11 protein-coding genes are annotated in these 13,925 nt (G+C 34.0%); 6 read left to right on the top strand and 5 right to left on the bottom strand.

The genetic code is table 11. From position 1 onward, the window contains the following. Positions 1 to 105 precede the first annotated feature (105 nt). From R6X41_RS01150 to R6X41_RS01135, 4 genes are all read right to left on the bottom strand, one after another. Positions 106 to 2,463 (bottom strand): sodium-translocating pyrophosphatase, encoded by a 2,358-nt coding sequence (locus R6X41_RS01150; protein WP_318496821.1) that lies wholly within the window; start codon positions 2,461 to 2,463, stop codon positions 106 to 108. 126 nt (positions 2,464 to 2,589) lie between these two features. Then, on the bottom strand, positions 2,590 to 3,117 hold the full coding sequence (locus tag R6X41_RS01145; RefSeq protein WP_318496820.1) for an inorganic diphosphatase: 528 nt from the start codon (positions 3,115 to 3,117) through the stop codon (positions 2,590 to 2,592). A 109-nt stretch (positions 3,118 to 3,226) separates the two neighbouring features. Then, positions 3,227 to 5,719, bottom strand: a complete 2,493-nt coding sequence (locus R6X41_RS01140) for a DUF5686 family protein (protein WP_318496819.1) — start codon at positions 5,717 to 5,719, stop codon at positions 3,227 to 3,229. 72 nt (positions 5,720 to 5,791) lie between these two features. After that, positions 5,792 to 6,769, bottom strand: a complete 978-nt coding sequence (locus R6X41_RS01135) for a pyruvate dehydrogenase complex E1 component subunit beta (RefSeq protein ID WP_318496818.1) — start codon at positions 6,767 to 6,769, stop codon at positions 5,792 to 5,794. 240 nt (positions 6,770 to 7,009) lie between these two features. Here R6X41_RS01135 and R6X41_RS01130 point away from each other — a divergent pair, with 240 nt between their 5' ends. From R6X41_RS01130 to R6X41_RS01110, 5 genes are all read left to right on the top strand, one after another. Next, positions 7,010 to 7,756, top strand: a complete 747-nt coding sequence (locus tag R6X41_RS01130; RefSeq protein ID WP_318496817.1) for an electron transfer flavoprotein subunit beta/FixA family protein — start codon at positions 7,010 to 7,012, stop codon at positions 7,754 to 7,756. Between the two features lie 128 nt (positions 7,757 to 7,884). Further along, positions 7,885 to 8,847, top strand: a complete 963-nt coding sequence (locus R6X41_RS01125; RefSeq protein ID WP_318496816.1) for an electron transfer flavoprotein subunit alpha/FixB family protein — start codon at positions 7,885 to 7,887, stop codon at positions 8,845 to 8,847. 167 nt (positions 8,848 to 9,014) lie between these two features. Beyond that, positions 9,015 to 9,632, top strand: coding sequence for a bifunctional nuclease family protein (locus R6X41_RS01120; RefSeq protein WP_318496815.1), 618 nt, complete (start codon positions 9,015 to 9,017; stop codon positions 9,630 to 9,632). Between the two features lie 16 nt (positions 9,633 to 9,648). Beyond that, entirely contained in the window at positions 9,649 to 11,364 is a 1,716-nt protein-coding gene (locus R6X41_RS01115) for a NupC/NupG family nucleoside CNT transporter (RefSeq protein WP_318496814.1), read from the top strand. A 226-nt stretch (positions 11,365 to 11,590) separates the two neighbouring features. Then, positions 11,591 to 12,415 carry a thymidylate synthase gene (locus tag R6X41_RS01110; protein WP_318496813.1) on the top strand — a complete coding sequence of 275 codons (825 nt, stop codon included), beginning with the start codon at positions 11,591 to 11,593 and terminating at the stop codon, positions 12,413 to 12,415. A gap of 41 nt (positions 12,416 to 12,456) precedes the next feature. Here the strand turns inward: R6X41_RS01110 and R6X41_RS01105 are convergent, their stop codons facing one another. Continuing rightward, entirely contained in the window at positions 12,457 to 12,753 is a 297-nt protein-coding gene (locus R6X41_RS01105) for an isoamylase early set domain-containing protein (RefSeq protein ID WP_318496812.1), read from the bottom strand. Between the two features lie 245 nt (positions 12,754 to 12,998). Here R6X41_RS01105 and R6X41_RS01100 point away from each other — a divergent pair, with 245 nt between their 5' ends. Next, the gene (locus tag R6X41_RS01100) at positions 12,999 to 13,913 is read left to right on the top strand and encodes a dihydrofolate reductase (protein ID WP_318496811.1); all 915 of its coding nucleotides are present in this window, start codon (positions 12,999 to 13,001) and stop codon (positions 13,911 to 13,913) included. Positions 13,914 to 13,925 lie beyond the last annotated feature (12 nt).

Here is a 13,925-nt window from a genome sequence, read left to right as displayed (position 1 = left end):
GTAAAAATATCGGATTATTACAAATCTAAGCATAAAAATCAATTAAAAAAACCGTCTAAAAATCACTTTCTAGACGGTTCTGTATTCACTTTATTTAGTATCTATCTATTTTTTACGCATAAATTGATTGACATCAGTTCCTTCGTAAGTTTTAGTTTCAATTACTTCTTCTCCATTTACTATTTTTACTGTAGTAACTTCAGCAATTTTCTCACCAGTTTCATCTATACTTATCTGAACTTCATTTCTGATTTGTTGAACCATTTCAGTAGGGTTTGATAAAGCATCTTCATTATAACTTGTAAGATCGTCTACACTTAATGCAATACTAGGAGCGATAACTAAAGCCACTACCGACATTAATTTTAATAAAATATTTAAAGAAGGTCCTGAAGTATCTTTAAAAGGATCTCCAACAGTGTCTCCTACAACAGCAGCTTTATGTGCTTCTGTACCTTTTTTCCCTTGTTCTTCGATAGTTTTCTTAGCATTATCCCAAGCACCACCAGCATTAGATTGAAAGATAGCCATAAGCACACCACAAGTTGTTACACCTGCAAGAAGACCACCAAGCATTTCTGCACCACCAATAAATCCAACAGCAACAGGCACTGCGATAGCTAATAAACCTGGTAATACCATTTCTTTAATAGATGCTTTAGTAGAAATATCTATACATTTTCCATAATCTGCAACACCATCAGCTTTATCGAAAATAGCACGATCTTCTACAGAAGCTTTGGTCATATCAGAATCATACTTACGCATTACAGCTAATGCCGCTTTTAATTCTGGAATGTCTCTAAATTGACGACGAACTTCTTCAATCATTGCCATAGCGGCACGACCAACAGCATTCATAGATAAAGCAGAGAAAACAAATGGCAACATACCCCCAACTAAAAGTCCAGCCATAATATTTGGTTGAGACACATCGATAGCCGTTACATTTGCTGTTTTCATAAAGGCTGCAAAAAGAGCTAAAGCGGTTAAGGCTGCAGATGCAATTGCAAATCCTTTTCCAACAGCTGCAGTTGTATTACCAACAGCATCTAATTTGTCTGTACGTTCACGTACTTCTTTTGGTAATTCAGCCATTTCTGCAATACCACCAGCATTATCACAAATGGGACCATAAGCATCTACTGCTAATTGAATTCCTGTATTCGCTAACATTCCTACGGCTGCGATAGCAATACCATATAATCCAGCATAATGATGTGACACCATAATTGCTGCAGCAATTAACAAAATAGGAATCATTGTAGACATCATTCCTACTCCTAATCCTGCAATAATATTTGTGGCAGCTCCAGTATCTGATTGTTTTACTATAGACATTACTGGCTTTTTACCTGTAGCCGTATAATATTCTGTTATTTTACCCACACCTAAACCTGCAACTAAACCTGCTATTGTTGCCCAAAAGACCCCCATAGCACCAAAAGGTAATAACGCTGTGGCTGTTTCTGGAATCAAAGCATTAATTATAAAATAGGAAGCTATCACCATTAATCCAGCCGAACCGAATTCTCCAATATTTAATGCTGTTTGTGGATCTCCTCCATCTTTTACTTTTACAAAAAACGTACCTAATATAGACATTATAATACCTACAGCTCCAAGCACTAAAGGCAAGTATACAGCTCCTAAACCATCAAAGTCTGGAGTAAGAATAAAAGCACCTAATACCATAGTACCAATAATTGAACCTACATAAGATTCGAATAAATCGGCTCCCATACCAGCAACATCTCCAACATTGTCTCCAACATTATCTGCAATTGTTGCAGGGTTTAACGGGTGATCTTCGGGAATACCAGCTTCTACTTTACCTACTAAATCGGCACCAACATCGGCAGCTTTTGTATAAATACCTCCACCAACACGGGCAAATAAAGCAATAGATGAAGCACCTAAAGAGAATCCTGAAAGTACATTTAATACCATTGCTAAGTTTTCTGCACCAGGCCATAAGCTTTGATATAACATGAATAAACCACTTAAGCCTAAAATCCCTAGTCCTACAACCCCTAAGCCCATTACAGCACCTCCAGCAAAAGCAACTTCTAATGCTCTCCCTAAAGATGTTCTTGCAGCTTGTGTCGTTCTAACATTTGCTTTGGTAGCTACTCTCATCCCTATGAATCCTGCAAGTGCAGAACAGATAGCTCCTACTATAAAAGATACTGCTACCATCCAATGGGAAATATGTACACTTCCATCTGTACCGTATTCTGCGTTACCTTTAAATAATAACAAGACAGCTACGGCAGCTACAAAAATGGACAACACTTTGTATTCTGCTTTTAAGAATGCCATAGCTCCATCGGCTATATTTTTAGCAATACGCGACATTTTCTCGTCGCCTTCTTCTTGTTTAGAAACCCATCCACTTTTCAGAAAAACGAAAATTAACGCGACGATTCCGAATAATGGCAAAAACTTTATTAAATATTCCATAATTCAATTTTTATTTGTAAAAAAATGTTAATAATTTATATCCGTATAAAATTACCGAAATAAATAATACAAAAAAACCACATTTGTCAGTTTAAATGTGGTTTTTAATATTTTTTTAAAAATAAATTAGATTTTGAAATCTCCGCGTTCTTTATGTTCGCTTTTATTGTAACGTTCTACACATTCGTGATAAACTTTTACAGCAGATTTTGCATCGCTCCATCCTCCTGTATCTACTTTCTTTTCTTCTAAATCTTTATACACTTGGAAAAAATGCTCAATTTCTTTTAATCTGTGTGGATTTAAATCTGAAATATCATTTTTATTATTCCAAATAGGATCTGAAACAGGTACACAGATAATTTTTTCATCAGGTCCTTTTTCATCCGTCATATGAAAAACTCCGATAGGTCTAACTTCCATTACCGTCATTGGGTATGTTGGTTGGTGTCCTAATACTAGAACATCTAATGGATCTTTATCTAATGCTAAAGTTTCTGGAATAAAACCATAATCTCCAGGGTACATCATTGAAGAAAACAACATTCTATCGAATCTAATTTTATGTAATTTAAAATCGTATTCGTATTTGTTTCTACTTCCTTTAGGAATTTCGATTAAAACATCGAAAGTTTCTTGTTTTTCGTGACTCATATTAACTGTGTTTAGTGAAGGTAAATGTACTGAACCCTATAATTATAGACAACCTAAAAAGGAATTGATTTCGTATAATCCTAATTATAACGTTGTAAATTAATAATAATTAAAAATAAAAACCAAAACTACCTGTTACACCAAAATCACGCGCATCAGGGTTTTCTAGGTAATTTCCTCTAAAGTTGAAATCTATTCTTAATACTTTAAAAATATTTCCAATTCCAACACTGTATTCATAATATATTTTATCGCTAGGTGCACGATATGTTACATTTGAAGCATTCAGCTCAATATTTTGTTCTGAAATATCTCCCCAAACCCCTCTTAGCCCAATAATTTCTCTTAAGTTTAACTTACGAAGGAATGGAATTCTAGAAAATAACCGACCATTAAAATTGTGTTCCATATGTGCGGATACATAAGTATCTGTAATAAACTCATAGTAATTTAATTGGGAGAAGGTGTTATAAATAGAAAAGTATGCTTGGTTTCCCGGCACGATACTTAATAAACCTAAAGGCACTTCTCCAAAGGTTTTTCCTGCTTCAACCGTAGTTAATAATCTTCCAAAACCACCTACTTGCCAAGGTTGTGTATACGAAAATTGAACCTTAGTATAATCGAAATCACTATTCAATAAATTTTTCTCTCCTTGACTGACTTGTGCAAACAGAGTTGCAAAATCATCGTTTGCTCGTGCACGCTCTACACCATACCCCGTCATACGTCTATTAGGAAAATAGGTAACAGATAAAGCGGTTTCAAATTGTGTTACTTCCGAGGCTATTTCTGTATGCGTATCGTCTGTATAATAATCTAAATTAAATGTTTCTGAAGCAGAACTTAACGTTCTAAAATCTGCACCTAATCTAAATACGACATTTTTTATAGGTTCGAATTCAAAAGCTAAACTGGTAAGTTCGATGTTCGATAATTTGTCGTTTGTTCCTTTTGCAAATAATGCAGATGATGCTAAACTACGTCCTAAGACATCTGTAGACGTTGTTAAACTTGCTCCTATTTGTTCAATATCTTTTCTATGTCCTCCAGAAATTATAAATCGATTTTTTTTATCGATTAACCATTTTCCTGAAATACCGTATTTTATCTCTTTATCCTTAAACCCATAAGCACCAAAACCTTCCAATCTCCAGGGGTCATTAGGTCCAAAATACGTTCTTCCTCCAGCCCGAATTCGAACACCTTCAACATCATTGTATCCGAAGGTAGAAAATATAGGTCCATAATCTATATTTAGCTTATCCATTTCAACATAACCTGAAGCCAAAATAGTTCCTGCACTATACAGGCGCTTAAATTTTTTAACGGTTTGCAACGTGTCTAGCATTTTATAAACACCTTTTTCGTCTTTACTTAAAGTCTCTAATCTATTGGCTTCCCAAAAATCATCATCTCTATTATAAGTGTCTTCGTTATATTCTAAAACCTGCTCGCCGTAAAAATCGTCTACATGTGGTTTATCAAACATATAATTATCATAAAGTGTAGTACGTTTACCGTAAACACCTCGAGCTTTTTCCTTTTTCTTAAGTGCAAAATCCGACATAAAATAGTCGCGTTTTATAAGAAATATGGAATCGTTAAGCACTTCAAATTCCTGCTCGATATAAATTTCTTTTACCCAATTTATATTTGCACTTTTTGAAGATTGCATATTAATTTTTTTGATGGCAAACGTAGAATCATTCACCCAAAAATCACCTTTAAACGTCAGTTCATTTTTTCGGCGTGGATAATATATAATATTATAACACCATTTATTATCTATAAACGCACTATCGGATAAAACATAGTTATATGTATTAATTCCTGTTTTCGATAGCGGACTCACAAAACTTTTATCGAAGAATTTTAGGTAATTATCGTACACATCGTACTGCGAGTACAAGTCTTTAATAAAATCTAAAATAAATTGATTGTTACTAAAACCCGACATTTTATTACCTTTTAGAACCTCACGTTCTTTAGATGTAATATTATTTCCATAAATTTCGCTTACAGATTCATTTACAAAAATAGGCAGATACGTTTTCCCTGTGACGTTAGACGTGTCTACAGATTCAAAAATAAACTCCATCCCTTTAAAGATTTTGCTTGTAACTAAAGCGCTATCTATGGTATTTAAATCGAATTCTATTTTTTCGTATTTATCGTATTCGTACTGATCGAATTGTCTAAGACCATTTTTTCTTTTATGTTCCCATATTTTTCTCAAAATATCGATCGCAGGATTATTCTTTTTGGGTTGTTTCCCTGCTACAATTACCACTTGGTCTAATTGTGCAGTTTCTTCCTCTAGGACAACTTGTAAATTGTAATTTATTTTTTTGGATAGTGGACTATCTATGGTTAGATAACCAATAAATGAAATGGTAAGTGTTTCCCAATCGGAATCTGATTCCATATAGAATTTACCATCTTCGTTGGTGATGGTTCCTTGAGAAGAACCTTTAAAAATAACGTTGGCGTATGCTATAGGTTCGTTATTTTCGTCAAAGACATAGCCACTAACTTTTGTCTGAGCGATTACGGATATGCATCCGAAGATAAATAATACGAGGCTAAGTTTTAAATTCATAGTTAAAAAAAAACTTCATCAGCAAGAAATCATGTTGATGAAGTTTTAATTATGCAATATATATTATGTGACTTATTTATACATTACCTTTTTAACAGCCTTAATAACATCATTGCTGTTAGGTAACCATTCTGCTAATAATTCAGGAGAATATGGCGCAGGAGTATCTGCTGTATTAATTTTTACAATAGGTGCGTCTAAATAATCGAATGCTTGAGATTGTACTTGGTATGTAATTTCTGTAGATACATTTCCGAATGGCCAAGCTTCTTCTAAAATAACCAATCTGTTTGTTTTCTTAACCGATTTTAAAACGGCATTTATATCTAATGGACGAACTGTACGTAAGTCGATAATTTCACAAGAGATACCCTCTTTAGCTAATTCATCTGCAGCTTTGTAAGCCTCTTTAATGATTTTACCAAAAGATACAATCGTAACATCTGTACCTTCACGTTTAATATCGGCAACACCAATAGGAAGAACATATTCTCCATCCGGCACTTCACCTTTATCTCCGTACATCTGCTCACTTTCCATAAAAATTACTGGATCGTCATCGCGAATTGCAGCTTTTAATAGACCTTTAGCATCGTACACATTAGATGGTACAATAACTTTTAGACCTGGAGTGTTTGCAAACCAGCTTTCGAAAGCTTGAGAATGCGTAGCACCTAATTGTCCAGCAGAACCTGTAGGCCCTCTAAATACGATTGGACATTTAAACTGCCCACCAGACATTTGTCTAATTTTTGCGGCATTATTTATAATTTGATCAATTCCTACTAACGAAAAGTTGAAGGTCATGTATTCTACGATTGGCCTGTTACCAGTCATAGTTGAACCTACAGCTATACCTGCAAAACCAAGCTCTGCAATTGGTGTATCGATAACACGTTTTGCACCAAACTCGTCTAACATTCCTTTTGATGCTTTGTAAGCACCGTTGTATTCAGCAACTTCTTCACCCATTAAGTAAATGCTCTCATCTCTGCGCATTTCCTCACTCATGGCTTCACAAATCGCTTCTCTGAATTGAATTGTTCTCATGTATCATATTTTATAAGACCACAAAAATAGCAATAAATGCAAAACTTTCTATAAAAGAATTCTTATTAATTTATTAAATCGAAAATTAAAATCGTAAAAACGTTTGTTTAAGCTAAAAAATGCAATGAAAAATATTAAAAATTGTTAATTTGTTATGCATGCATAACAAAATTAAAATAAAATTCAATAACTTCGTAATCAGATAAAACTATACTTATTATATTATAACAAACAAATATTATGAAAATATTAGTGTGTATTAGTCACGTACCAGATACGACTTCAAAAATAAATTTTGCAGAAGGAGATACTAAATTCGATACCAATGGCGTACAATTTATAATAAACCCCAACGACGAATATGGTTTAACTCGCGCGATGTGGTTTAAAGAAAAACAAGGAGCTAGTGTAGATGTTGTTAATGTTGGAGGTCCTGAAACCGAACCTACCTTACGTAAAGCCCTTGCACTTGGTGCAGATGGAGCAATTCGTGTGAACACACCTGCTTTAGACGGATATGCTGTTGCAGAACAGTTAGCAAAAGTAGTTAAAGATGGAGCTTACGATTTGGTTATTGCCGGTCGTGAATCTATAGATTATAATGGAGGCATGGTACCAGGTATGCTTGCTGGATTAACAGGTGCAAATTTTATAAATACTTGTATTAGCTTAGACATTGATGGCACAAATGTAAAAGCTGTTCGTGAAATTGACGGCGGAAAAGAAACGGTTACAACATCTTTACCTTTAGTTGTAGGCGCACAAAAAGGTTTAGTTCAGGATAATGATTTACGTATTCCTAATATGAGAGGTATTATGATGGCACGTAAAAAACCATTAACTATTATAGAGCCTATTGATGCTTCAACTGAAACTGTTTCGGTGAAATTTGAAAAACCGACCCCTAAAGGAGCAGTGACTCTGGTGTCTCCAGATAATTTAGACGAGTTAGTTCGTTTGCTTCACAACGAAGCCAAGGTTATTTAATGAGCCTTCCAAAACCCTCCAACAGAAGGGAACTATTAAGAAGTAATGCGCTTAAATATAACATTAACCCTCTCTAAAGTCTACTCTATTTGAAAGCGACTAAGGAGATGAAAAAAAATCAAAACAATATGTCAGTTTTAGTATATACAGAATCAGAACAAGGTACATTTAAAAAAGTTGCTTTCGAAGTAGCTTCATACGCCAGAGCTGTTGCCGACCAATTAGGCACAACAGTTACTGCGGTTTCCATAAATGCTGAAGACCCTTCAGTTTTAGGAACCTATGGTGTAACCAAAGTATTAAATATTAAAGAAGCTAAGTTAGATGCTTTTAACGCAAAATCTTATGCCGATGTTATAAACCAAGCTGCTGCAGAAGAAGGTTCTGAAGTTGTTATTGTAAGCTCTAGCGCAGACAGTAAATATTTAGCACCATTATTAGCCATTGAGTTAAAAGCAGGTTATGCTTCTAACGTAGTTGCGGCACCTTCTAACATATCTCCTTTTACGGTAAAACGCACAGCATTCACAAATAAAGCGTTTAACGAAACAAGCATTAGTACAGATATAAAATTAGTTGGATTATCTAAAAATTCTTTCGGAATTAAGGAAAATGAAACACTTGCTGAAGTGACACATTATTCACCTACAATTTTAGAAAACGGCGTACATGTAGAGTCTATAGACAAAGCCACAGACAAAGTAACTATTGCAGATGCAGAAATTGTAGTTTCTGGTGGTCGCGGATTGAAAGGACCTGAAAACTGGGGTATGGTTGAAGAATTAGCCGACGTTTTAGGTGCTGCAACAGCATGTTCTAAACCGGTTTCAGACCTAGGATGGAGACCTCATGGAGAGCATGTGGGACAAACAGGTAAACCTGTAGCTGCAAATTTATATATCGCAATTGGAATTTCTGGAGCTATCCAACATTTAGCAGGAATTAACGCATCAAAAGTAAAAGTAGTGATCAATACAGATCCTGAAGCACCTTTTTTTAAAGCTGCAGATTATGGCGTAGTTGGCGATGCCTTTGAAGTCGTACCAGCTCTTATCGAAAAATTAAAAGCTTTTAAAGCGCAAAATGCTTAATATTTTTTAACTTGTAGTAATTAAAAGACTGTTTAAAAGACAATTAGCATTCATATTTAAATTTAAATTTAAAGGAGTTCGCTAATTTCCATTCTTCTATTTGAATAAAAAACTTAGAATAGGTTTGGTAAAGTCCTAATTTAAACAGTCTTTTGTGTTTTTAAATTATGAGTTTAGTTAGACTTAATATAAAAGGTATTTCATACAGCCAAACGCAAAATGGCGCTTATGCTTTAATACTCAATGAGGTGGACGGTGATCGCAAATTACCCATCGTTATTGGGGCATTCGAAGCACAATCTATTGCCATAGCTCTAGAAAAAGAGATTAGGCCTCCACGACCATTAACCCACGACTTATTTAAAAATTTTTCCGATAGATTTGATATTACTGTTAAACAGGTAATCATTCATAAATTGGTAGATGGCGTATTTTATTCTAGTTTAATTTGCGAGCGCGATAAGATTGAAGAAATTATAGATGCAAGAACAAGCGATGCCATTGCATTAGCCCTACGTTTCCAAGCACCTATTTTTACATATAAAAATATTTTGGATAAAGCAGGAATTTACTTAAAAGTGAATCCTGAAAACAAAGACGAAACATCCCAAAACGAAGATGTTTTAGTTGAAGATTTAGTCGCAGAAGAATTTGAAATTCCATCAAATAAAGATGCTTTTAAAGGTAAAACTTTAGATGAATTAAATCAGTTACTATCAGAAGCAGTTAATAATGAAGATTATGAAAAAGCTGCCAAAATTCGAGACGAAATCTCGAAACGATAAAGACCCCATAAAACGTATGAAACACCTTTTATTTGCCTTTGCTCTCATTTTTTCTGGATTATTATCAGGCGCCCAAGCGCAAAACATAGAAAAACTATGGAAGATAGACCAACTTCAAACTAAAATTGAAGATTCTACCCAAACCGCAAATAAAACTTTTGAATCTCTAAACTTACAAGATGGAGAATTCAATATTACGTTTAAAGACCAAAATGCAATACAATCTTCTGGAGATTATATGCTTCATAATAATTTGTTGGTCTTTTATTATAATGCTCCTAACGATGATATTCAACACTATAAAATTTCTGAATTAACAGATTCTACTTTAGTGTTTTCTGAAAAACAAAATACCTATACATTTACAACGCCTCTATCTGTTTCACCAAGTGCTATAGCTACAACTCAAGAAGATGCAATTATCCCAAGTCAAGGATTTTCAACAAAAAGCTTACTCCGCGGTTTACTTGGTATGTTTGTTTTATTGCTAATTAGTTATTTATTAAGTCATAATAGGAAAGCCATCAATTGGAAAACGATTGGAGCCGGACTTAGTGCACAAGCGATACTTGCAATTGGTGTTTTAAAAATAGGATTTGTACAAGATGCTTTTGAATTCGTTGGAAAAATATTTGTCAAAATCTTAGAATTCACCCAAGCGGGTAGTCAGTTTCTCTTGGGAGATATGATGAACGTTGAAAGCTTTGGTTTTATATTTGTATTTCAAATTTTACCTACAATTATATTCTTTTCAGCCTTAACATCAGTCTTATTTTACCTAGGTGTTATTCAAGTTGTCGTAAAAGGATTAGCCTGGATTTTAACAAAATTACTTGGTATCTCTGGAGCAGAAAGTTTAAGTGTAGCCGGAAACATCTTCTTAGGTCAAACTGAAGCACCATTAATGATTAAAGCGTATTTAGAACGCATGACTAAGTCAGAAATACTCCTCGTTATGGTTGGTGGTATGGCCACTGTTGCCGGTGGTGTTTTGGCTGCTTACATTGGATTTTTAGGAGGTGAAGACCAAGAATTAAAAATATTTTACGCAAAACACTTACTAACAGCATCTGTTATGGCGGCTCCTGGTGCTATTGTAATTTCAAAATTATTATATCCACAACAAGAAAAAATTAAAGCTGAAGTAGAAGTCTCTCAAGAACATATTGGTTCTAATATTTTAGATGCCATTGCAAACGGAACTACAGAAGGATTAAAACTAGCTGCCAATGTTGGTGCTATGCTATTGGTTTTTGTTGCTTTTATTGCGATGATAAATTATGGTTTTGGAAAGTTAGGAATGCTGGGTGGATTTAACGAATGGATTGCCAGTAACACACCTTATAAAGCGTTCTCTTTAGAATTTATTTTAGGCTATTTATTCTCTCCTTTAATGTGGATTATTGGTGTGGCAAAACAAGATATGGCACTTATGGGCCAGTTACTAGGAATAAAACTTGCCGCAAGTGAATTTGTAGGCTACATACAGTTAGCCGAACTAAAAAACATAGCAAATCCTATTCATTTTAAATTTGAAAAATCTATAATCATGGCAACGTACATGCTATGTGGTTTCGCTAATTTCGCTTCTATTGGTATTCAAATTGGTGGAATCGGATCTTTAGCTCCAGGCAAAAGAAAAACCCTTTCAGAATTTGGTATTCGAGCCTTAATAGGAGGAACAATTGCGTCTTTATTATCGGCTACAATTGCGGGTATGATTATCGGGTAACAACTTATTTCTGCGAAAGCAGGAATCTCTCTTGGTATTGGAGGCTAAATCTCAAGTAAGAGAAATTAAATATATAATCCATTCTAAGGAAATACTGCAATATTGTAGGCTTAAAATTAGGATAATATCTTTTTTTTAAAACTCGCATTTACCTAAATTTGCACTCCATCATTTTTCAAATAATTTTCACCCATAAATAAGATTCCTGCCTACGCAGGAAATGATTATGAAACAATATTTAGACCTTATAAATCACGTATTAGAAACAGGAAACGAAAAAGGCGATCGTACAGGAACGGGAACAAAAAGTGTTTTTGGCTACCAGATGCGATTCGATTTAAGTGAAGGTTTCCCTATGGTAACGACCAAAAAACTGCATTTAAAATCTATTATTTATGAATTGCTTTGGTTTTTAAAAGGGGATACCAATATAAATTATTTAACCGAAAATGGTGTAAAAATCTGGAATGATTGGGCAGATGAAAATGGAGATTTAGGACCTGTTTATGGCCACCAATGGCGTAATTGGAATAGTGATGAAATTGATCAAATTAAGGAAGTTGTAGAAACCTTAAAAACAAACCCGAATAGTAGGCGCATGCTTGTTTCTGCATGGAACCCTTCAGTTTTGCCAGATAATTCTAAATCGTTTAGCGAGAATGTAGAAAACGGAAAAGCAGCACTTCCACCGTGTCATGCATTTTTTCAGTTTTATGTAGCCGACGGGAAATTATCGTGTCAACTGTATCAGCGTAGTGCAGACATCTTTTTAGGTGTACCTTTCAATATTGCATCTTATGCATTATTTACTATGATGATGGCACAAGTTTGCGGTTACCAAGCAGGTGATTTTATTCACACATTTGGAGATGCACACATATATAGTAACCATTTTGAACAAGTAAAACTACAATTAAGTAGAGACCCAAAACCGTTACCAAAAATGATATTAAATCCAGATATAAAGGATATCTTCGATTTTAAATTCGAAGATTTCAGTTTAGTCGATTATAATCCGCACCCGCATATAAAAGGAGCCGTAGCAATATAAATTAATAGGCGTTTCTTAATTAAGAAACGCCTATTTAAATATTACACTTTTAATATGCTATTTTCTGCTCCTGCGAAATCATTCCATACTTGACCGTCTGCATCAGTTTCGTTTAGAAACTCACCATCTACCAAATATCTAAATTCGTATGATGTATCGGCATCTAAACTTACTACACCTTTAAACGTTCCGTTTTTCAACTTTTTTAAAGGAGTTGCTTTAGTATCCCATTCATTAAAAGATCCAACTACTGTTACTTCTTCTGCACCTTCAGCAGGTACTGTAAAAGTTACTTTACAAACTGGTTTGCTTTTTAAATATTGCTTTGAAATTGCCATATATATATTATTTTTGAAAGTATAAAAGTAATAAACAATTAGCTATCTTCCACCTAATAATCACCTCTAAAACAAATAATTATGATTTCCTTAAAAAAGAAATAAATAAAACTTAATGTTCTAAATTATAATCTTATTTTTTTACTTATTATTAAACTTATAATACTCAAATTAATATCATTTTTATAAAAACTTCTAAAATTGAGGTAGAAATAGTACTTTTACTCTACTAACAATTTCAACTTATGTTCGGTAATAAAAAAAGCATCCCTCAAATAGATAAAGAGCAATTAGAGCTTATTAAACATGCTCAAGAACGTATTAAGCAGAAAAAAAGATTATACACACATTTTATCTTATTTCTAATTGGTTCGGTAGCAGTAATTGTAACAAATCTAGGACTTCATATTGGAGAAACCTTTAGACCTTTAAATATAGATTGGTTTGTGTTTGTTATTGGCTTTTGGTTATTAATTTTAATCTATCATGCTTTTAACGTTTTTGTTATTAATCAGTTTATGGGCTCTAGTTGGCAACAAGAACAATTAGATATACTTGTTGCTAAACAAAAAGAAGGTATCGAAAAATTAAAAACAAAACTCCCAGCTCCAGCTTTAGAACCAACGATTAAGCCCGTTGTCTTAGAAGAAAAAAAAAAACTAACTAATAAGCGAAATCTTACCCTTATTGTAGCCGCATCAGAAAACAATGCTATTGGAAAAGACAATCAATTAATTTGGCATTTACGAGACGATTTACAACGCTTTAAATCTTTAACTTCTGGGCATTGTATTATTATGGGACGTAAGACGTTTGAAAGTTTTCCGAAACCATTACCAAATCGCACCCATATAGTTATTACTACTCAACAAAAATACAAGGTTCCACACGGCGTAATCGTGGTTCATAATATGGCAGATGCTTTAGATGCCGCTTTAGAGGACAAATACCCGTTTGTTATTGGTGGTGGCGAAATTTACAAACAAGCACTTCCTTTTTCTAATAAAATTGAATTGACTCGTGTACACGATACTTTTGAGGCCGACACACACTTCCCTGAACTAGATTTTACAGAGTGGAAAGAAATTCAAAATATCTATCATCCAAAAAACGAAGAAAACGACCATGCTTTCTCGTTTATGACCTACGAACGGATTTAATAATCTTTGCAA

It is taken from the genome of Formosa sejongensis, from assembly GCF_033447105.1.
Taxonomy (GTDB): domain Bacteria; phylum Bacteroidota; class Bacteroidia; order Flavobacteriales; family Flavobacteriaceae; genus Formosa.
This window is presented reverse-complemented; position numbering and strand designations above follow the sequence as displayed.